Consider the following 22,016-nt stretch of genomic DNA (forward strand, 5'->3'; position numbering starts at 1 on the left):
GGCCTCCGTTCTATTTCATTTTATTGTGCTTGATTTTCTATTTGCGAAAGTTTGGCCAATTCCGTTAAGTCAGGCAATATTTCAGATAAGGCTGCTTGTGACGTTTTAAAGTTGCCGTTAATTTCCGCTAGGCCGTCAGAGAAGGTCGTTAGATCGCTGTCTTCAGCTGCTAAACTTGTGTAATAGGCCTCTTCTCTCTCCAAAACAGCTTGGTAGTTTTCAATGTAGGCGCTCATTTGCGTGTTCACGCTGTCAGCTAATTGCCGAGACGCATCAAAGTTGGCGAAATCTTCCCCAGCTGTGAAGTCTGTTTCGTCAAATTCATTTAAACTTTCAACCTGACCTTGGAAATCTTCAAAAAGCGATTTTAATTCGTCAAATTCTTCTTGTCTGGTTTGTAAGTTTTCCCGTGTGGCACCCGTACCTGATTCAGTCAAGTTGGGTAGACTTTCGTCAGCTGCTAAATCTTCTTCAAAAGCATCTTGTAAAGCCATTTCCTGCGTTTGAATGGATTCTAATTGCCCCATCATAGCTTGGGCGTTTTCGGCTGACTTTGTTACCACTTGGTCTGGTGTCCTAGAGCAGGCTGCTAATACCCCAATGCTCGCCCCGACGATTGCAAGGGTGGATAGTTTCTTCAATACCATTATCTATCTCCTTATTCTATTTTTTTCTCGTATTACCGCAGTGAATAACAGAAATGAATGCTGTATTTTTGTGTGTAGAATTGCGATAATAACCCATAAAGTATAATATACCCTTAATGATACGAGACTTACGCGAATATCTCAAGAAATTAATATAATTTTTAGAAAATGCTAAGGAAAATGTAGGAATTCTTTTGCTAGAAATTAGGACTTTAGTCCCTATCCAATGCCTGGTGTTCAGTTATAATAGACTAAAGAGCTTGTGCAAGTTTTATGATGAAGAAAATGGGGAGGAGCGTGCAAGAATGAGTAAGCAGGACAATAACCGACTTTGGCGACTAGGGTTAGCAGCTGCTGCAACAGGCGTCGGCTATGTTTATCATGCCATGAGTCAAGAGCGATCGGTGCGCAGCAAGGTGATACAAGATGGTATGAGGATTAAGCGAGAAGCTAATCGATTAACCCCTGCCAATAGCAAGAAACAAGCAACTGAAGACCTAGCTAAAAGGAGCATTAACCACGAAAACTTATTTTTTATTACCCGCGACCATGCTTCAGAGATTCACCGTGGCAAAAAGGGTGTCATCGTCGAGCTGACGGATATTGATACCGAACCGGTTTTGGACTCACAAGACACGCCTACAAAGAATGACAAGCCCTGGATTATTTATTTTCATGGCGGTAGCGGGATTCATACCTTACAAGAGCGTGAATGGGCCTTCGCCCGAAAAATAGCTAACCGCTTTGAAGATGAAGCGAATGTATCAATTCCCTTGCTGCGGTCATTCGCTAATTATGACTTACGCGCTGAAGCCGGGCGGATTACAGCTCTAATAGAAGAAATCGCTGACAAAAAGGGACGGTCATTAGAAGATGTCTACTTCCTCGCTTCTGATACAGGTGCGATTCCAGCCTTATTGGTTGCGGACCGGATGGACCAAATCGGCCAGCCTGTGAAACGAGTGATTTTACTGTCACCATGGCTAAATACTAGTTTTGATGACGTCAACATCAACCCGAATGATGTGCAATTTGACGCCACCAAGGTCAATGCCTTAAAAACGATCTGGCGGGATAAAAACCCTGCCTTGAACTATGCCAAAATGCCAATTGACTCAATGCCAGCAGTCGATTTTATTAACGGATCGGATGACAGCCACGCCTGCGACGGCCGTTGGCTGCACCGTCGATTACGTGCCCATAATCATACCAGTAACTATTACCAGTTTGATTACATGCACCATGAATTCTACCTGAACAACCTACCAGAAAGTCAGGAAGTTATCGACATCATCCACCAACAAATTATGAACCCCTAACCCAGCATCTGCATTGGTTAGGGCGAGGTTAGCTGTTATAATATGAGAGAAGGAGTGATTCGATGTTTTTCCCCATGATGTTTGACTGGACTTATATCTTAATTATTATTGGTGCTGTAATCGCGTCCATCGCAAGTGCCAACGTAAATCGAACATTTAATAAATATAGTAAATATGCCACTGCAAAAGGAATGACCGGTACCCAAGTTGCCGAATACATTCTAGAATATTCTGGTATTACCAACGTTCGTGTTGAACGAATTTCTGGTAACTTAACCGACCACTACGATCCAAGCAATAAAGTATTGCGTTTATCAGACGCAACAGCCGATTCAAAATCGATTGCTGCTATCGGGGTTGCAGCCCACGAGTGTGGTCACGCGGTTCAAGACGCCCAAGGTTATTTCATGATGACCCTACGTCAAAAGATTGTACCTGTTGTTAGTATTGGTTCACAACTGTCTTGGCCAATCTTAATGCTAGGTGCCATCGCGGGCTTTAACGAGACCTTTATCAATATTGGGATTATCTTGTTCTCATTAACCTTACTTTTCCAATTAGTGACTTTACCAGTCGAATTTGACGCCTCTAAACGTGCGCTACAAATTATGGAAGATGGGCATATTTTAACATCCAAAGAATTACCGTATGCCCGTAAAACCTTGAACGCTGCAGCTATGACTTACGTCGCTTCAACTATCGCAGGTGCTTTGTCACTACTACGTGTCTTGATTTTATTTGGCGGTCGTTCTCGCGACTAAGATTTAGCCATTAATATCGGCAAAAAGACAGCCTTGACTACCACGGTATTCAAGGTTATTCTTTTGCGCGAAATAGGTCCTAGGGTGGATGGCGAAACTTGAGAATTTGATAAAATACTTATATAAGATTAGCTAGTCTGAAAGGTAAGTATTGGTGTCTACCAGTTCATCGATTAGACAAGTATTATATGAACCCAATCAATTGATTATTTTTATGAGGAGGTGACCGTGATTGCGAAAAAATTTAAAAGTGAAAGCTAAAGAGACGCTAAGCCAAAATGCAGGTTGGTTTGTCTTATTTACCATTATTTATTGGGCAATCGTATGGATAATTGGGACTGTACCAATTGCAGTATCCTTCGTCCTTTTCCCCATCAGCATCCTGATTATAATCATCGAGATCATTTTTATTGCCGGAGCTGAAATGGCTTATCTACGGTCATTAATGGTGAAGAATAACCAACGACCGATACGAATCCACCGTGACATCATTGGGCCAATTATGCGTGATTCAATCAAATTTGCTTGGGCAAGATTCCTACGAGGCTTTTACCTACTCATGTGGTCATTATTGTTATTTTTCCCAGCGGTTTATAAAAGTATAGGATATGCATTGACCGATTATTTAATCGTCGACTTTCCAATCCTAACAGCATCCGAGGCCATCACAGAGTCCCGACGGATGATGCGCGGACGGAAATGGCGATTTATCTGGCTAAATCTCCGCTTTATAGGATGGTACATATTGATTCCATTCACGCTAGGATTAGCCTACTTCTACGTCAAACCCTACCACAGCCTAGCCTTAATCAACTTCTACGAAGAAGCATTAGATGAAACTGGCTACCCGGAAAAAGTATCCCGACTAAGCCAAGCTAGAAAGCACCGGACCAAAGAAATCCTTGTAGAAGAAGACGAATACACGCTGAGACCAGACCGCAAAGCCAAAAAACAAGGCAACACATACCGCGGATTTACAAGAAAAGAAAGAATCTCCACATACAAAACCAACTACAACTTTGTGAATGACAAGTATACAGACGACAAAAACTGGAACGACTTTTAAAAAGAGGGTGCGAGCTTTGGCGCTAAGGCATGCATCACTGGAAGACTAGTTCCGTGGGAAGATTAGGGCAGTGGCTGACACAGTCAGTCCAACCTAGGCTAAAAAGCAGTACTTTTCTAACGCATTTAGGCGAATAAACGCTAAAGCGCGAACTCACCCATAATCTGTGGGCTTAAACCCAATTAAAGGGTGCAACATAAGCCATTAAAAAATCAATAACCAATTTTAAACGCATGATCTGGACTCCTCTCTAGGTCATGCGTTTTTTTATTCGTATACAATTAAAAAACACGACTTAGCTTGAGCCAAGTCGTGTTCATTTTTACAAAATTAATATTGTTCTAAGTATGTATTTAATTCCCAGTCAGTTACTTGGTGTAAGTATTCTTGGCATTCAATACGTTTGCTTGAGATGAAGTTTGCAGTGATGTGTGCACCTAAAGCATCTTGTACAACGCTGTCGATTTCTAATTCGTCTAAAGCGCGAGATAGAGAGCTAGGTAATTTATCAATACCACCGTTAACTAATTCATCAGCAGTCATTTTGTATACGTTACGAGAAATTGGTGCAGGTGCAACCATTTCGTCTTCGATACCTTTAAGACCAGCGCCTAAGATAGCCGCAAGTGCTAAGTAAGGGTTAGCAGCTGGGTCAACTGAACGTAATTCAACACGTGTTGATTTCCCGCGAGCAGCTGGGATACGGATTAGTGGTGAACGGTTACGAGTAGACCAAGCAATATTTACTGGTGCTTCGTAACCTGAAACTAAACGTTTATATGAGTTTACAATTGGGTTAGCAACTGCAGTGATCGCTTTAGCATGTTCTAAGACACCGGCGATAAATTGCATAGCTGTTTCAGATAATTGTGTTTCAGAATCTGCATCAAAGAAGACATTTTCGCTTCCTTTGAATAGAGACATGTTACAGTGCATACCTGAACCATTGATACCGTATATAGGTTTTGGCATGAAAGTAGCATGCAAGTTGTATTTACGCGCAACAGTTTTAACGATTAACTTGAATAATTGAATCTTATCGCAAGCATCAACAACATCAGTATATTTAAAGTCGATTTCGTGTTGCCCAATCGCAACCTCATGGTGAGAAGCTTCTACTTCAAATCCAAGATCTTCAAGTATCAATACGATTTCACGACGACAGTTTTCACCTAAATCAACAGGCGCAACGTCGAAGTAACCACCAACATCATTTACACGAGTCGTTGGGTTGCCGTCTTCTGCAAGTTTAAATAAGAAGAATTCTGGTTCAGGTCCCAAGTTGAAAGCTGAGAAACCAAAGTCGTCTAATTTTTCAACCATGCGTTTTAAGTTACCACGAGGGTCTGCCGCAAATGGTTCACCATCAGTTGTATAGATATCGCAAATTAAGATGGCAACTTTTCTATCATCAGAACCCCAAGGGAATACTGTCCAAGTATTTAAATCTGGGTATAGCTTCATATCTGCTTCTTCGATGCGGACGAAACCGTCAATTGAAGAACCATCGAAAGCCATTTCGTTGTCTAAGGCCTTGTCTAGCTGTGATACTGGGATTTCAACGTTTTTCAAAATACCGTTAACATCCGAAAAAGCTAGGCGAATAAAATGTACATTTTTTTCTTGTGCGTCTTCAAAGATTGCTTCTCTTGTCCATGTTGGCATAAATTTTGCTCCTTTATTGTCGTCCTAAATTTAACTACTTTTGTATTATGAATGTATTTTTAATAGAATGCAAGGGTAAATTGACGTTTTGTGTCACAAAATATAACATGGGAATCGAGTTTTATAAAATGTTAACAAGTTCCACATAAAAATCTCATTATTTGTTATAATCAAATTCAAAAGATAACGAAGATAAGAGGAGTTAGGACATGGTCATATTTGGGGCAATCGTGAACGCGATTAGCGTAGTATTTGGGGCAGGTGTGGGAACGATATTCGGTCATCACTTAAAAAACAACACGCGAAAAGGCATAATGACAGCCGTCGCCTTGGTTGTTATATTTATTGGTATCCAGGGTGCTCTTGAAACAGACGACTTAATCGTCATGGTACTCTCCTTAGTGATTGGGACCTTAATCGGTGAAACAGTTGACTTCGACGGGAAATTGAACCATTTTGCCTTAAGACTCCAAGAAAGAGTAGCTAACGAAGGTGAATCGACTTTTCAAGAAGCCTTTGTATCGGCCACCTTATTCGTTGTAGTCGGCGCAATGGCCATCATCGGGTCCCTGCAGTCTGGTCTATTCCTAGACCACACCACCATGTACGCCAAATCCATCTTAGACTTTGTGTTCGTCTTTGTCTTGTCGTCAACGCTTGGGATCGGGTCAGCCTTTGCCGCTATCCCATTATTTTTTTATGAAGCAGCCTTATCGCTATTATCCGCATCCATCGCGCCCTTATTAGGTGATGTCGTAACCACAGAAATCGGTGCAGTAGGGTCCCTCATTATTATGGGATTAGGCTTCAATCTCTTACAAATCACAGACATCAAAGTCATGAACATCGCACCATCTATGTTCGTACCAATCGTTTTAATTCCACTATTCAATTTGTTTTAATATTATATAGAAGAATTTATTCAAATTATCACTCAAAAAATCATTTAAAGGGAGAAATTATCATGGAAATGTACACTTATATCGAAGCATTAGCCTCAAGCCAATCAGCACCAGGGGGTGGGTCAGCAGCAGCATACGCCGGAACAATGGGCGCAGCCTTAGGTAACATGGTCCTAAATATTACTATTGAAAAGCAAAAAGGGGCGGACCTTGATTTGCTGACGGGTCTAGGCAATCAAATGACTAGCCACCAAGAAGCACTGTTCGCTTTGGTGCAAGGGGATGAAGACGCATCAAACCAACTATTCGGTGCATTCAAATTACCAAAAACCACTGACCAAGAAAAAGCTGACCGTGTACAGGCAATTCAAGCAGGCTTAAAAATTGCCACAGAAGTGCCATTGGAAATCATGGACCATGCAACACAAGCCTTAGAAATTATGACCCAAGTCGCTAGCCTAGGACGCAAGTCTGTGATGGCCGATGTCACCGTTGGTACAACCATGCTGAAAACGGCTATCCAAGCAGCCAACGAAAACGTTGAAGAAAACGTCTTATTATTAAAAGACGAAAACCTACAAGCCGCATTAGGCGCCAAAGGAAAAGACTTGATTCAAAGAAGTGAAGCCGCAATTAAAACAATCACAGAAACGGTAGCCAGTCGTTAAAAGTCCTATGATTTACAAACCCTTCTTTCACAGGAAATACAAATCCAATAGAGAAAGGAGGTGAACATTACGAACAAAAACAATTAAAAATTATTAGGATTCATACGTCGGTACGGTAGGGTTGAAACAAATAAATGTGACTTATATTAAAAAAACGGTATCTAGTCGTCAATAAATCTAACAAGATTGATCCATATAAAGATGATATGGGTCTTTTTTGTTTGAAAAATGGAGATTACCTTCTGAAGAAAGTTTAAAAATTATGCAAAATTTAACAAAGACTTGAAGAAATTTAATGGAATCTTTATAATCTAAACAATAGTGAAAAGATAGGCAAGAATTACAATAAGAAAAGAGATGAAATAAGTGGAAGAAAAACAACAAGAATCACGGTTACTCCGTATTCTTAATGCAATTGAACGTGTAGGGAACAAAATGCCTTCACCAATTATGATCTTCATTTACCTAAGTATTCTAGTCATTCTAGCGTCATGGGTAATGAGTATGTTTGGGGTATCGGTTGTCAATCCAGTAGATAATTCAGAGGTTGCAGTAAATAACTTGCTAACTGGTGAGTACTTTGCCCGCATGATATCAGAAGCAGGCGCAAACTTTGCTGGATTCCCAGCCTTGTCAGCCGTATTAGTTATTATGCTTGGTGTTGGTATGGCTGAAAAAACAGGTTACTTTGAAGCCGTTTTAACTAACGTAGTGGAAAAAGCGCCGAAGCAATATATCTTGCTAATCATCATTTTTTCAGGGGTAATTGCCAATATCGCTGGGGACGCTGGTCCAATCGTATTGCCACCGTTAGCAGCCTTAACCTTCTTAAAAATTGGTTTAAACCCAATGGCCGGTGCAGTTCTAGGTTATGTATCATCACTTGCAGCCTTTGCGGCCAACGTGATGTTGGGGATGTCTGATGCCTTAGTATTCCCCTTTACAGAATCAGCAGCACAGACTATTTTGCCAGATATTGAACTAAATGTTGCGATGAACTACTATTTCATCTTCGCTTCAACATTTGTATTAGTACCAGTTATTTACTTCGTACTGACTAAAATTTCATTACCACAAATGGGTGAGTATCAACCTGAATTTGCCGGCGAGAAAACACCAGCAGTTCACAATGGTGGGTCATTATCAGACCAAGAAATCGAAGCAGTCAAATATGCAAACTGGTCATTACTAGCGACAATCGCAATTGTTGCAGTTTTAGCCTTGATGCCAAATTCATTCTTAGCAAATGCTGAAACAGGCTCATTAATTTCTGATTCGCCATTTATGGACGGGATCACAGTCTTGATGACAATTATGTTCTTCGTGCCAGGTTTCGTGTACGGTAAGATGACCGGTCAAGTCAAAGACTCACACGACTTGTCTCGGATGTTATCTTCGTCAATGGCTGATATGGGTAGCTTCATTGTGATCATCTTCTTCTCAAGTCAAATGATGGCTTACTTCTCATGGTCTAATATGGGGACAGTCATTGCGATTTCAGGAGCAGCCTTACTAGAAAGCGCCAATGGTATCGCCTTAATCATCGGATTCATTTTATTATCAATGTTTGTTGACTTTTTTATTGGCTCAGCTTCGGCAAAATGGGCAATCCTGGCACCAATCTTTGTCCCAATGTTCATGCTATTAGGTTACCACCCATCATTCACCCAAATTCTTTACCGTATTGGTGATGGGATTATTAACCCGTTAACACCAATGCAAGCTTACATTCCGGTAGTTCTAGCAGTATTATACAAATACGACAAGCGTTCTGGTTTAGGAACTTTAATGTCTAACGTATTACCTTACTCAGTAGCCATCGGTATTGCGTGGATTATTATGGCAGTCATCTGGTACCTAATCGGTATCCCAGTTGGACCAAATTCACCAGTTTTATTATAAAAATCATTCAATATAAATTGTGCAAGCAGTCTACTTGGTTAGGCTGCTTTTCTTATGTAAAATAGTCTTATGATAAAATGACTAGAAATGCATGGAAAAATATAAATGAGAAAGTAGGCGAATCAATGACAAGCGTAATCTTTGGTGGTCATCCAGAAATGGAGACCTCAGCGTCCCACCAATTCCTGTATGAAGCAAGACCAAATACCATTCCTTTTATCCAAATTGAACGACCATTCACTGAAGCAAATGTGACAGCTTATCAAGAAGCTATCCTAGCATCAGACAGATGGTTGCTTCAATTTCCATTATTCTGGTATCAAGCACCCGGTTTAGTATCAGACTTTATTCAGAAAGTCTTTAGCAAAGAATTTTTAGATACCTATAGTAAAAATTTAAAAGGCAAAGAATTTGGTGTAATCATCTCGGTGGGTGTACCTTTAAGACAATACCAAGCAGGTGGCCGGGAACAAGTAACCATTTCAGAATTACTTCGACCTTTCCAATCCTTTGCACGTGCGATTGGCTTAGATTACCTGCCACCATTTGTCCTTGCCCAACATTCCTACCAACCAGAACATATCCAGCAAGACAACCTAGTCCTTTTTAGACAATACCTAGAACTACCAACCCAGGCAAAATTTGCCGAGCGAAACGCTTGGTTGATTGCCCAATTAAAAGATATTGCAGGCGATTTTGATCAACCATTACAAGAGCAATTAAATCTGGTTGCTGAAGAATGGGCAGGTGAAATGGACAATCTAGGCGACATTGAAGCGCAACTACCTAAAACAAGCTGGCGTTAAGGGGGCACATCATATGACGGCATTAAACAAGGAGACTAGAAGCGGAATGGAAAATGACTTGAAATGGACCGAGGCGATCATTGATGAAGCCATCGAAACGGCAACAGACTATGCAACAATCGCCATACTAAAAAAAGTGAAAGCTGAAATCGCTGAAACCGACAAACGTTTATTCCAAGCCCAAGGCCAATTAGACGGCCTAGCATGGAACCACGAAGAATGGTAGTTGGATAGAAAAGATAGCATATCAGTATCAATCGATAGTAGAAAAAGACTTCAAAACTCCTTGACTTATCCAATGACTTTGATAAAATTCAGTGAGAAGCGAAAGTTTCACACGCAAATAATCTTGTGCAAGGAATGCACTATGGCACCAATTTAATTGGTGGAGTAGCGATGAATCTGGTAATTAGCGAACTAGTGGTGGGTGAGAACTAGTCAAGGATTGATAGTGAATTACACATAGTAGTACAAATTCCGCCGGCTAGTGCCCGATAACGCACAAAGAGAGGTTGTAAACTAAATGTTTATAACAATTTGGGTGGTAACACGGTAATTGATCGTCCCTGTCTAAGTTTTTCCAATTGGAAGAGCTTAGACAGGGGCTTTTTTATTTTTATAAAAGGAAAAAGGAGCGAAAAACATGAATATTATTGAAGAATTAGAGTGGCGTGGCGCCATCAACCAGCAAACTGATGAAGACGGCCTAAAAGCCTACATCAAAGACAACAAAATCAGCCTATACTGCGGTGTTGACCCAACTGGTGACTCACTACATATCGGTCACTTAATTCCATTTATGGTCCTTAAACGATTCCAATTAGCAGGACACCGTCCAGTTATCTTAATTGGGGGAGCGACAGGTTCAATCGGTGACCCTTCAGGTAAATCGGAAGAACGTAACCTACAATCTATGGAGCAGGTAGAAGAGAACGCTCGCAAATTAGCTAGTCAAATGGAAAACTTATTCCTGAAAGAAAAAGACGCCGATTTCCGTATGGTCAACAACTACGACTGGACTAAAAACCTGACTTTACTTGATTTCTTACGTAATATTGGGAAACGTTTCAACGTGAATACCATGATCAAAAAAGACATCGTTGCTTCACGTTTAGAAACAGGGATTTCATTTACAGAATTCTCATACCAAATCCTTCAATCAATGGATTTCCTGCACCTATTTGAAAACGAGGACGTTCGTCTACAAATCGGTGGGGCTGACCAATGGGGGAACATCACATCAGGTTTAGAATTAATTCGTAAAGAAGCTGGTGCCGACGCAGAAGCCTTTGGATTAACTATTCCATTAATGTTGAAATCGGACGGTACTAAGTTCGGTAAAACAGCCGGTGGTGCGATTTGGCTAGACCCAGAAAAAACGTCACCATACGAATTCTACCAATTCTGGTTAAACCAAAACGATGCAGACGTCGTGAAATACTTGAAATACTTTACCTTCTTAAGCAAAGAAGAAATCGATGCCCTAGAAGAAAAGGTAGCTACTGAACCAGAAAAACGTGAAGCACAACGTCGTCTAGCAGAAGAAATGACTACCTTTGTTCACGGTCAACCGGGCTTACAAGATGCCCAAACCATCACAGAAGCCTTATTCTCAGGCAATATCGCAGACCTATCAGCCAAACAAATTGAGCAAGGTTTCGGTAACATGCCAGGATCAACAATGCCTAAAGAAGGCAACAATTTAGCCGTTTGGTTAGTAGACGCAGGCATTGAAGGATCACGTCGTCAATCACGTGAAGACATTAACAACGGCGCCATCTACATTAACGGTCAACGCCTGCAAGACGTCGACTACGAAATCTCAGCAGCAGACGCCATCGAAGGCAAATACATCGTCGTTCGTCGCGGTAAGAAAAAATACTTCTTAGTTACCATCGAAGGCGCGTAAATATTGAGGTAGAAACGATGAAAGACTTGGACCCCGGTTCAGGTCTTTTTTTGACGCATTTTGAACCCACAACGTATACGTAAAAACACCAAAAAAATGCTTGGTAAAAATTGTGTAAAGCCTATAGAAACAAGGATTTCAACCTGATATGATAGCCCTGTTATAACCAATAAAGGAGTGATCAATATGTTTAGAAAAAGAAGTCTCTTGTACTTGCTGGCCGCCTTATATACAGTGGCTGCACTCGCCTTTCCCGCACAAACCATTCATGCCAAGGGGAAGGGCACAATAGAGTCTCTACCAGTTAGTGACCAAAATGCGCACCTACCATACAATACGGCAACTACTAAACGGCAAGCCATCCTGACCACAGCCAATGACTTAATTGGAACCCCTTATGTTTGGGGTGGTAACGACCTATCTGGTTTTGATTGCTCCGGTTTTATTGAATATATTTTCAAGGCAAACGGCTTATATATGCCACGCACAACCAATCAACAGCAATATTTTGGCCAGCCTGTAGACTTAAACAATGTTCAACCAGGCGACCTGTATTTTTTTGAAGAAGACGACCAGGTTTACCACGTCGCCTTGGCCCTTGAGGATGGTTATTATTTACATGCTCCAAGCCCAGGAAAGGCTGTTTCATACGGCCATGTTGGCCGATTTGCCCCACAGTTCGCTAACCGGGTGATTAATGATCTGTAAATAATTAGTCTAGTAAGTAGACTAGTGAATCAACTTAGGGTAGATTTGCCATTTTTCAAATTGAATCATTAGCATATTATCAATTATTCGTGACACGAGTGATCTTAAATGTCGTCGAACCCCATTAAAATACTGGTAAATTATGATATACTATTACGGAAAGAGAATAGACAAATATTAGGGGGCACTCATTCGTGGCTGAAAATAAAGAAACATTTTATATTACAACACCGATCTATTACCCAAGTGGTAAATTACATATCGGAAATACATATACAACAGTAGCATCTGACACACTTGCGCGTTACAAACGTGCAAACGGGTTTGATGTGATGTTTTTAACTGGTGCAGACGAGCACGGCCAAAAAATCCAACAAAAAGCTGAAGAACAAGGCATTTCACCGCAAGAATACGTTGATGGTATGGCGGCTGGCATGCAAGAACTTTGGAAGACAATGAAGATTTCAAACGATATTTTCATGCGTACTTCGAGCCAACAACATATTGAAGCCATTCAATACATCTTCGAACGCTTATTAGAACAAGGCGATATTTACCTAGGTGAATATGAAGGTTGGTACTCAGTTTCTGATGAGGAGTTCTTCACTGAAACCCAATTAGAAGAAGTTTACAAAGATGAAAACGGCAAAGTAATCGGTGGTAAAGCGCCATCCGGTCACGACGTAGAATTAGTGAAAGAAGAATCTTACTTCTTCAAGATGAGTAAATACGCTGATCGTTTACTACAATACTACGAAGAGAACCCAACATTCATCCAACCTGAAACCCGTAAAAATGAAATGATCAACAACTTCATTAAACCAGGTTTAGAAGACTTGGCGGTTTCACGTACATCATTCAGCTGGGGGGTGCCGGTTAAATCTAACCCTAAACACGTTGTCTACGTTTGGATTGACGCCTTAGCCAACTATATTACAGCTTTAGGCTATCCCAATGCGGATGCTGAAAACTTTGACAAATATTGGCCCGCAAATATCCATTTTGTAGGGAAAGAAATCGTTCGTTTCCATACGATTTATTGGCCAATTATGTTGATGGCATTAGACTTACCACTACCAAAACAAATCTTTGGTCACGGTTGGTTATTGATGCAAGACGGTAAAATGTCTAAATCTAAAGGGAACGTTGTTTACCCTGAAATGTTAGTTGAGCGCTACGGCCTAGATGCCTTACGTTACTACTTAATGCGTGAAGTGAAATTTGGTCATGATGGGATCTTTACCCCTGACAACTTTATCAACCGTATTAACTATGACTTAGCCAATGACTTAGGAAACTTATTGAATCGTACTGTTTCAATGGTTAACAAGTACTTGGGTGGTCAAGTGGGTGCTTACCCAGGTCAAATTACTGACTTTGATGCATCATTAGAAGATTTAATCACATCTGAAGTAGCTACATACCGTCAATCAATGGATGACCTACAATTCAGTGTAGCCTTAGACCATGTTTGGGAAATCATCTCTCGTACCAACAAATACATTGATGAAACAGCACCTTGGATCTTGGCTAAAGATGAAGCAGAAGCAGGCAAATTGCAATCAGTGATGTACCACTTGGTGGACTCATTACGTGTGATTGCCATCCTAATCCAACCAGTTATGGTTGAAACACCAGCTAAGATCTTTGAACAATTAGGTTTGGATTTCGACGCTGACGCAGGTTTTGAAAATGCCGAAGTTGGTTTATACCCAGAAACTGCGAACGTAGTTGAAAAAGGGCAACCAATCTTCCCACGTCTAGATCACGATGAAGAAGTTGCTTATATCCAAGCGCAAATGGCTGCCAATAAACCAGCTGGCGACGAGGAAGAGGATGAAAGCTTCAACCCTGAAGAAACTGAATTGGTATCCGTTAAAGATAGCCAAATCAAATATGATGTATTTGATAAAGTTGAAATCAAGGTTGCTGAAGTGATTGATGCTGACTTCGTTGAAGGGGCAGACAAATTATTGAAATTCAGATTGGATGCAGGAGACAAGGGTCACCGTCAAATCCTATCTGGTATTCGTGAATTCTATCCAGATCCAAGTGTTTTAATCGGGAAAAAAGTTTGCATCATCGCTAACTTAAAACCACGTAAGATGAAGGGTGAAGTTTCTCAAGGAATGATTCTTTCTGCAGAACACGAGGGTAAACTACAAGTTGTATTTGCACCTGAAGATGCTGCAAATGGTAGTGAAATAGCTTAATGATAACGCGATGAAGGGGCTGGTTGTCACAGTCCCTTTTTCTAAGTTAAGAAGGGAAAAATATGTTATTTGATACGCACACACATTTAAATGTAGATGATTTTGATGACGACCGCGATGAAACCATCACTCGGGCTAGACATGCTGGAGTAAGGGGATTTGCCCTAGTAGGTTTTAACTATAATACCATTAACCGAGCCCAAGAAATGGTCAAGGAAAATGGGGACATGGTAGGGATTTACGGCTGGCATCCAACTGAAGCGGTGGATTACAATGCTGATGCTGAAAAATACCTATTATCTACTTTAGAAGATGAACGGGTAGTGGCGCTTGGGGAAACAGGCTTGGATTATTACTGGGATACTAGTCCCCGTGACGTACAAGAAAAAACTTTCCGCCGTCAACTAGCGATTGCCCGCGAATTACAGTTGCCTATTGTCATCCATAACCGGGACGCGACGGCTGATTGCTACCGCATTTTAAAAGAAGAAAAAGTGGGCGACTTCGGTGGCATTATGCATTCCTTTGGTGAAACACCTGAATGGGCCGAGAAATTCCTAGATTTAGGCATGCACGTCTCTTTTTCCGGGGTATCGACTTTTAAAAAGACAGTCGAAGTGCGGGAAGCTGCTAAATTGGTGCCTGATGATAAGATTTTGATTGAGACGGATTCGCCGTATTTAGCGCCGGTACCAAAACGAGGCAAACGTAATGAGTCAGCCTTTGTAGCCTATGTGGCAGAGACTTTGGCAGCAACACGTGAAAGTTCAATTGCAGACTTTGAAGCGCAAACCTTCCAAAATGCTTTGGATGTATTCGCACTGGATTTTGATGGCCAACAATTGGTTAAGAGAAAGTAGATGCGTGATATGACAGCTGAAGACAAACAGGGAGAGATGGCGAAAGCTGAAAAACCATTTGCAAAACAAAAGAAACAGATTAAACAGGTGATTGTGGTTGAGGGCAAGTCAGATACCCAACGGTTAAACCGGCTCTACCAAGTCACAACTATTGAAACTAACGGGTCAGCGGTTAATGAACGGACCTTGCTTGAAATCAAGAAAGCTCATGAACTCCATGGGGTGATTGTCTTTACAGATCCAGATATCTCAGGTACTAAGATTCGTCAAGCGGTTGTGGATGCTGTACCTGGTGTTCAACATGCCTTTATTGAACGAGATGAGGCGAAGCCAAGTCATAAGGGAAGTTTAGGGGTTGAGCATGCCTCTGATACAGCGATTGAAAAGGCGCTGGCCAATGTTTACCAGCTGGCTGATCCAGAAGGAAATGCGGTTGAACCTATCGCACAAAAAGACTTGATTGCCTTAAGATTGATTGGGACGCCGGATGCCAAAGACAGAAGAGAATACTTATCTAGCCAGCTACACTTGGGTTATGTCAACGGCAAACAGCTTGCGAAACGGTTAGCCCTTTTCCGGATATCGTTAGACCAAGTGGCAGCAGTGCTTGAAAATTACCAAAAGAAATAGGTGAAAATTATGAATGAACCATTTAAATATATCGCAACGCCTTCAAGAACGGGTGCCATCTTAAAGAAATTCAATTTAGATGCGAAAAAGTCTTTGGGGCAAAACTTCCTGACTGAACCGCAAATCCTACAACATATGGTGGACGTAGCAGGGGTGGACAAGGATACCAACGCCATTGAAATCGGACCGGGGATTGGTGCTTTAACGGAGTTCTTAGCCATCAACGCCAAGGAAGTATTGGCTTTTGAAATTGACCAACGCTTGTTGCCAGTTTTAGCCGATACCCTAAGTGATTACGACAACGTAACAATCAAGCATCAAGATATCTTGGAAGCGGACTTGAATGCGACAATGGCGGCTTTCCCACCTGCTGAGCGGACGGTTGTAGTGGCTAACTTGCCGTATTATATTACAACGCCAATCATCTTCAACTTGCTTGAAGCTAGCTTCCACTTCGACCAATTCATCTTGATGATGCAAAAAGAGGTAGCAGAACGATTGACAGCAGCCCCAGGAACAAAGGCTTACGGGTCATTATCAGTGGCTATTCAATACTACTGTGACGCTGAAATCGCCTTTACCGTACCACGGACTGTTTTTAACCCGCAGCCTAATGTAGACTCGGCTATCTTAGCTTTAAACAAGCTGGAGAAACCAAGAATTACTGTTCAAAATGAAGCATTTTTCTTCCAATTAGTACGGTCGAGTTTCAAACAACGACGTAAGACCATTTGGAATAACTTACGGGCTGCCTTTGGAAAAGAGGAAGCCGTTGTTGAAAAAATGTTAAAAGCCCTTGAGATTGCAGGTATTGACCAAAAACAACGGGCAGAAACGTTAACGATTGCAGATTTTGGACACTTGGCAGACGCCCTGTATAAAGAAGACTTAATCTTCCAAGATTAAGATTATCTGGCTAAAATTCTCACCTATTTCTACCATTATAATTGTTGACAATAAAAGACAAAAATGGTATTTAAATATCTTGCATTTTATGGTATACTGTGTGGCAGAGAGGTGAGGGCATGCCAAATAATATTGCAACTATTAAAGCGGAACTTGAAGGAAAAATCGGTGAACGCGTCCATCTAACACAACAGATTGGTCGTAAACGCGTGATGAAACGCCAAGGGGTGCTAAGTGACACTTTCCCTGCTGTTTTCGTGGTTGAACTAGACCAAGAAGAAAACAAATTTGAACGCATCTGCTATAGCTATTCCGATGTGTTAACTGAATCAGTCGAAATCGAATTCGAATAAGCGATTGAAATGATATATATATTATATACGACATTGAAAACCGTCAGTATCTTGCTTCATCTGTGAAGTGCTTGATATTGTGGTTTTTTCTTTTTAATCCGAGATTTTTTTGGTAAACTTATTAGTAATTATACGGAAAAAATATTGGACGGGAGGTTTGCTTATGATCGTGGGAGAAGTAGCACCGGCAAAGATCAACCTTGCTCAAGATATATTATTTCGTCGTTCAGACAATTACCATGAAGTAGCCATGGTAATGGCGTCAATCGATTTGTCAGATTACCTAACTTTTGAGCTGATTCCAGAAGACAAGATTATCGTAGAGACAAGTCGCGCCTTTTTGCCAGAAGATAACCGCAACCATGCCTATCAAGCGGCCCAACTCATGAAAAAAGTGGGCAATATCAAGACGGGTGTTCATATCTCGATTGAAAAGCGGATTCCTGTCGCAGCAGGTTTGGGGGGTGGGTCAACGGACGCAGCAGCAGTCTTTCGTAAACTCAACACCCTATGGGATATCAACTTGCCCTTGAAAGAATTGCAGGCGTTGGCTAATCAGGTTGGGTCTGATGTGGCTTATTCGATTGCGGGCGGCACGGCTTTAGTTGAAGGTAGAGGGGAAAAAATCCGCCAAATTCAACCAGCTCCTAAATGTTGGATTATTTTAGCTAAGCCAGCTATCTCGGTTTCAACACGAAAAATTTTCAACCAACTAGATGTTGAACGATTAAACTATGAACCCAATGCGCCAAAAGTACTGGCAGCCCTAGAGTCAGGGTCTTATGAAGACCTCATGGCAGCAATTGGGAATTCCTTGGAACCGGTGACTTTTAGCCAACACCCGAAATTGGCTAAGTTGAAACAACAGATGCTCGATTTTGGTGCAGACGGGGTCACTATGTCTGGTTCAGGTCCAACAATCATTGGCTTTACCCAGGTTTATAGCCGTGGTCAACGGATTTATAACGCCTTAAGAGGATTTTGCCAAGAAGTTTATATGGTACGTGTCATGCCAGAAATTAATGATGTCTTTAGAAACGAATCTAATGAGGAAAGTAAACCATCGTAAGTATTGGAAAGGGGTCGAATTACTAATCGACTCTTTTTTACTTGCTAGCTTTTTGTAAGTATGCTATATTAGCTTTTATCAAATCGTACCGATTACGATTTAATGAAGGAGTATTCATATATACAGATAGTAATTTTTAAAAAGGAGGACATTGTGAATAAATTTAAACGTTTAGTTGGGCTGCTATCTTTATCAGCCATCGCCTTTTTGGCAGCATGTGGCAACGGGGCGTCCACTTCAAGTGATGATGACAGCTTACAGATTGTGACAACTTTTTACCCAATGCAGGCCTTAACCAATGCAGTGGTTGGGGATAGTGCTGAGGCAACGGTCATGTTGGAGAATGCAGATGCCCATGAATATGAGCCGAGTGCGCAAGATATTGCGACTTTAAATGAAGCAGATGTCTTTGTTTATAACAGTGAAGACATGGAAACCTTCGTACCAACTTTATTAGAATCGATTGATAACCCAGATTTAGTCATTATTGAAGCAGCTTCAGAAGTTGAATTAATCGATGGTGACGTGGAAACAGTCGGAGAAACGACTTCTGAAGAAGAACATACAGATGAGGATACTGATGCTGAAACAGAGGAAGACCACGACCATGAAGGTCACAGCCACGAAACGGACCCACACACTTGGTTAGACCCAGTCAACGCGGTCACTGAAGCACAGACAATTGCCAATGCATTAACAGAGGTAGATCCTGATAACACTGAAACCTACCAAGAAAATGCCGGACAATTTGCTAGCGATATGATGACCGTTCACGATGAATACGACAGCCTATTTGAATCAGCTGAAACAAAAACTTTCCTAACCCAACACGCATCCTTTGGTTACCTAGCAAATCGCTACGGCTTACACCAAGCAGCAGTTACAGGGGTAACTGAGTCAGCTGAGCCATCGCCTAAACGTATTGCAGAAATCGTGTCTTATATGAAAGAAAACAATATCTCAGTGATTTACGGTCAAGCTGGTGGTGCTACTGAAATTTCCAAAACAATTGCCTCAGAAGTGGGCGGTACAGTAGGTGAATTGCAGTCAATGGAGAGTGTTGACACTAGTCAATATCCAGGTGATGGCACCGGTTTTATTGCAATCATGAAAGATAATTTAGAGAGTTTAGCAGAAGGTGTCCAATGAGGTATTTAAATATAGAAGAAGGAGGGATACAATGCACTACATAGAGGTGAAAAAATTAGGCTTTTCCTGGGACAACGAACCCGTATTAAACGACATTTCCTTTACCGTAGACCAGGGTGAATTTGTCATCCTCACTGGGGAAAACGGCGCAGCAAAATCAACTTTATTACGCAATATACTTGGCCTTTTATCACCTGATCAAGGGTCCGCTACAATTTCTAAAACCAATGCTTTTGGTCAAAAATTACAAATCGGCTATGTGCCGCAAACTTTGAACAGCTTTAATGCTGGTTTTCCAAGTACAGTCTATGAATTTGTGGCTTCTGGTCGTTTTCAACAAGATCGGTGGTTTAAAAAACTAGATGATAACGATAAATCACATGTCGAAAGGGCCTTAAAATCAGTCGGTATGGAAGAACAACGCAATAAGAAAATTGGGGACCTTTCTGGTGGACAGAAACAACGAGCAGGTTTGGCGCGCGTCTTCGCGACCGATCCAGATTTATTCATTTTAGATGAGCCGACAACAGGGATGGATAAGAATTCCCGAGCGGCCTTTTATGACCTATTACGTCACAACACAGAAAAACATGGGAAAGCTATTTTGATGGTAACCCATGACGATAATATTATAGATGAATACTATGATAAACGTGTGCATTTAGTAAGAGAGGAGAATTCGCCGTGGAGATGTTTCAGTATGAGTTCATGGGACGGGCATTCATAGCCGCGACCGCTATTTCATTTATTTCCCCAATCCTAGGCCTCCTATTAATCATGCGCAAGCAATCATTAATGGCGGATACCTTAGCCCATATCTCATTAGCCGGAGTGGCTTTCGGTTATTTACTAGGGGTTGAACCAACCATTACGACCATCTTGTTCGTAGCGGCAGCTGCCTTAATCTTAGAATACTTGCGGGTCGTCTATGCCCACTATTCAGATATTTCGGTTGCCATGATGATGTCTGGTGGGATGGCTTTAGCCTTACTCCTATTGAACCAAGTGGATTCAGCAGCCTCTATTAACGCCTACCTATTCGGTTCTATCGTGACCGTTTCGTCATTACAAGTCTATATCTTGGTTGGATTAGCGGTATTTATTGTAGCTGGCTACTTCATTTTTAAACGGCCTTTATACCTCGTTTCATTTGACGAAAACACCGCCTATACGGCAGGTTTGCCAGTTCGAATGATCTCAGTCATTTTTTCAATTATCACGGGTATGGCCATTGCCTTAATCATGCCAATTGCAGGATCACTACTAGTATCAGCAATCATCGTTATGCCAGCAGCCATTGCACTACGACTAGTGAAAAACTTTGATTCAGTCATCATCGTCGGTGTGATTATTGCCATGTTTGGGATGTTTGCTGGGCTGACAACGTCTTATTATTTAGACACACCACCAGGTGCAACAATTGTCGCCATCTTCGTTTTAATATTCATTATCGAAAGTGGTTTTCTTAAAATCACTAAAGGCTAATTACGAATGTTTAGGAAATGAGCTAGTTATTTCGAGAATTAGCTCATTTTTTTGTCATTTACAAAAAATAAACGAACATTATCACAAATAATCCTTTCAAATTGACTATTTTCAATATATAATAAATATCAATATAAAAGAATTTGAGAGGTTGGACTATATGAAAATCAAACGTAGCCCGCGACTAGTGGACATGACACAATATTTATTATCACACCCGCATAAGCTAGTGTCTTTAACATTTTTTGTGTCACGTTACGAATCAGCGAAATCATCCATTTCTGAAGATTTGACGATTTTAAAAGAACAATTTGAATTAAGTGGATTTGGGAGAATCGAAACTGTAGCTGGAGCTGCTGGTGGTGTCATCTATATTCCAACAATGTCAAAAGAAGACGCGATTGTTGAAGTGGAAAATCTGATTTACCAATTAGAAGCTTCAGATGACCGGATTCTACCAGGTGGATACTTCTACCTAACTGACTTATTAAGTGACCCAGATCAGTTACGCAAAATAGGTAAAATCATTGCAAGCTATTATGCAGAATCAAAAGCAACAGCTATCATGACGATTGCGACAAAAGGTGTGCCAATCGCACAAATGGTTGCACTATACCTAAACATTCCATTCGTTATTGTGCGTCGTGACTCAAAGGTAACTGAAGGCTCAACGGTTTCTATTAACTACGCTACAAAAGGGACAACCCGCGTAGAAAAAATGGAACTAACAAAATCTTCACTACCACAAGGCTCACACGTATTAGTCATCGATGACTTCTTGAACGGTGGGGGAACCATTACAGGGATGAATTCAATGTTAAAAGAATTCAACTCAACATGTGCTGGGATAGCCGTATTGTGTGAATCTGATACCCCAGACCGTGAAATCGACTTTGAATACGAGTCACTGATTAAAGTGCAAAAAGACCCTTCATTTGCCAAAGGATTCGAATTAACATTAGGTACAATGTTTAATTAATATAAATTATAAAAAATTT

22 protein-coding genes are annotated in these 22,016 nt (G+C 41.1%); 20 read left to right on the forward strand and 2 right to left on the reverse strand.

The genetic code is table 11. The annotated features are described in order from the left end of the window. Window positions 1–20: 20 nt before the first annotated feature. On the reverse strand, window positions 21–647 hold the full coding sequence (locus A6J77_RS05900) for a YkyA family protein (RefSeq protein WP_083069014.1): 627 nt from the start codon (window positions 645–647) through the stop codon (window positions 21–23). Window positions 648–952: 305 nt separating this feature from the next. Here A6J77_RS05900 and A6J77_RS05905 point away from each other — a divergent pair, with 305 nt between their 5' ends. The 3 genes from A6J77_RS05905 (at window position 953) to A6J77_RS05915 (ending at window position 3,793) form a co-directional block, all read left to right on the forward strand. Beyond that, a complete protein-coding gene (locus A6J77_RS05905) occupies window positions 953–1,966 on the forward strand; it encodes an alpha/beta hydrolase (protein WP_083069016.1) in 1,014 nt (337 codons plus the stop codon). A 62-nt stretch (window positions 1,967–2,028) separates the two neighbouring features. Further along, complete coding sequence (locus tag A6J77_RS05910; protein ID WP_083069017.1) at window positions 2,029–2,727, forward strand: zinc metallopeptidase; 699 nt, start codon at window positions 2,029–2,031, stop codon at window positions 2,725–2,727. Between the two features lie 232 nt (window positions 2,728–2,959). After that, window positions 2,960–3,793, forward strand: coding sequence for a DUF975 family protein (locus tag A6J77_RS05915; RefSeq protein WP_083069019.1), 834 nt, complete (start codon window positions 2,960–2,962; stop codon window positions 3,791–3,793). A gap of 330 nt (window positions 3,794–4,123) precedes the next feature. Here the strand turns inward: A6J77_RS05915 and glnA are convergent, their stop codons facing one another. Further along, a complete protein-coding gene (glnA, locus tag A6J77_RS05920; RefSeq protein ID WP_083069021.1) occupies window positions 4,124–5,458 on the reverse strand; it encodes a type I glutamate--ammonia ligase in 1,335 nt (444 codons plus the stop codon). A gap of 209 nt (window positions 5,459–5,667) precedes the next feature. Here glnA and A6J77_RS05925 point away from each other — a divergent pair, with 209 nt between their 5' ends. The 17 genes from A6J77_RS05925 (at window position 5,668) to purR (ending at window position 21,997) form a co-directional block, all read left to right on the forward strand. Continuing rightward, window positions 5,668–6,360: a DUF554 domain-containing protein gene (locus A6J77_RS05925; RefSeq protein WP_083069023.1), complete on the forward strand. Its 693-nt coding sequence runs from the start codon at window positions 5,668–5,670 to the stop codon at window positions 6,358–6,360. Window positions 6,361–6,422: 62 nt separating this feature from the next. Beyond that, window positions 6,423–7,028, forward strand: a complete 606-nt coding sequence (locus A6J77_RS05930; RefSeq protein WP_102950024.1) for a cyclodeaminase/cyclohydrolase family protein — start codon at window positions 6,423–6,425, stop codon at window positions 7,026–7,028. A 366-nt stretch (window positions 7,029–7,394) separates the two neighbouring features. Next, window positions 7,395–8,930: an AbgT family transporter gene (locus A6J77_RS05935; RefSeq protein ID WP_083069025.1), complete on the forward strand. Its 1,536-nt coding sequence runs from the start codon at window positions 7,395–7,397 to the stop codon at window positions 8,928–8,930. A gap of 125 nt (window positions 8,931–9,055) precedes the next feature. Further along, on the forward strand, window positions 9,056–9,736 hold the full coding sequence (locus A6J77_RS05940) for an NAD(P)H-dependent oxidoreductase (protein ID WP_083069027.1): 681 nt from the start codon (window positions 9,056–9,058) through the stop codon (window positions 9,734–9,736). A 13-nt stretch (window positions 9,737–9,749) separates the two neighbouring features. Next, window positions 9,750–9,962, forward strand: a complete 213-nt coding sequence (locus A6J77_RS05945) for a hypothetical protein (RefSeq protein ID WP_083069029.1) — start codon at window positions 9,750–9,752, stop codon at window positions 9,960–9,962. Between the two features lie 417 nt (window positions 9,963–10,379). Next, on the forward strand, window positions 10,380–11,645 hold the full coding sequence (gene tyrS, locus A6J77_RS05950) for a tyrosine--tRNA ligase (protein ID WP_083069031.1): 1,266 nt from the start codon (window positions 10,380–10,382) through the stop codon (window positions 11,643–11,645). Window positions 11,646–11,831: 186 nt separating this feature from the next. After that, window positions 11,832–12,353 carry a C40 family peptidase gene (locus A6J77_RS05955; protein ID WP_083069033.1) on the forward strand — a complete coding sequence of 174 codons (522 nt, stop codon included), beginning with the start codon at window positions 11,832–11,834 and terminating at the stop codon, window positions 12,351–12,353. A gap of 194 nt (window positions 12,354–12,547) precedes the next feature. After that, window positions 12,548–14,566 carry a methionine--tRNA ligase gene (gene metG / locus A6J77_RS05960; RefSeq protein WP_083069035.1) on the forward strand — a complete coding sequence of 673 codons (2,019 nt, stop codon included), beginning with the start codon at window positions 12,548–12,550 and terminating at the stop codon, window positions 14,564–14,566. A gap of 62 nt (window positions 14,567–14,628) precedes the next feature. After that, window positions 14,629–15,426: a TatD family hydrolase gene (locus A6J77_RS05965; protein WP_083069037.1), complete on the forward strand. Its 798-nt coding sequence runs from the start codon at window positions 14,629–14,631 to the stop codon at window positions 15,424–15,426. Next, entirely contained in the window at window positions 15,427–16,056 is a 630-nt protein-coding gene (gene rnmV / locus A6J77_RS05970; RefSeq protein WP_083069038.1) for a ribonuclease M5, read from the forward strand. A 9-nt stretch (window positions 16,057–16,065) separates the two neighbouring features. Next, window positions 16,066–16,962 (forward strand): 16S rRNA (adenine(1518)-N(6)/adenine(1519)-N(6))-dimethyltransferase RsmA, encoded by an 897-nt coding sequence (rsmA, locus tag A6J77_RS05975; RefSeq protein ID WP_083069040.1) that lies wholly within the window; start codon window positions 16,066–16,068, stop codon window positions 16,960–16,962. Window positions 16,963–17,081: 119 nt separating this feature from the next. Then, on the forward strand, window positions 17,082–17,315 hold the full coding sequence (locus A6J77_RS05980) for a Veg family protein (RefSeq protein WP_003143068.1): 234 nt from the start codon (window positions 17,082–17,084) through the stop codon (window positions 17,313–17,315). 163 nt (window positions 17,316–17,478) lie between these two features. Then, window positions 17,479–18,384, forward strand: a complete 906-nt coding sequence (gene ispE, locus A6J77_RS05985) for a 4-(cytidine 5'-diphospho)-2-C-methyl-D-erythritol kinase (protein ID WP_083069042.1) — start codon at window positions 17,479–17,481, stop codon at window positions 18,382–18,384. A gap of 153 nt (window positions 18,385–18,537) precedes the next feature. Beyond that, window positions 18,538–19,533 carry a metal ABC transporter solute-binding protein, Zn/Mn family gene (locus A6J77_RS05990; RefSeq protein ID WP_227645132.1) on the forward strand — a complete coding sequence of 332 codons (996 nt, stop codon included), beginning with the start codon at window positions 18,538–18,540 and terminating at the stop codon, window positions 19,531–19,533. Between the two features lie 31 nt (window positions 19,534–19,564). Next, window positions 19,565–20,260 carry a metal ABC transporter ATP-binding protein gene (locus tag A6J77_RS05995; protein ID WP_083069046.1) on the forward strand — a complete coding sequence of 232 codons (696 nt, stop codon included), beginning with the start codon at window positions 19,565–19,567 and terminating at the stop codon, window positions 20,258–20,260. Further along, entirely contained in the window at window positions 20,218–21,018 is an 801-nt protein-coding gene (locus tag A6J77_RS06000) for a metal ABC transporter permease (protein ID WP_083069048.1), read from the forward strand. The genes A6J77_RS05995 and A6J77_RS06000 overlap by 43 nt, the downstream gene beginning before the upstream one ends. Window positions 21,019–21,178: 160 nt before the next feature. Continuing rightward, the gene (purR, locus tag A6J77_RS06005; protein WP_083069050.1) at window positions 21,179–21,997 is read left to right on the forward strand and encodes a pur operon repressor; all 819 of its coding nucleotides are present in this window, start codon (window positions 21,179–21,181) and stop codon (window positions 21,995–21,997) included. The last annotated feature ends 19 nt before the right edge of the window (window positions 21,998–22,016 follow it).

This window comes from Aerococcus viridans (assembly GCF_002083135.2).
Taxonomy (GTDB): Bacteria; Bacillota; Bacilli; order Lactobacillales; family Aerococcaceae; genus Aerococcus; species Aerococcus viridans_C.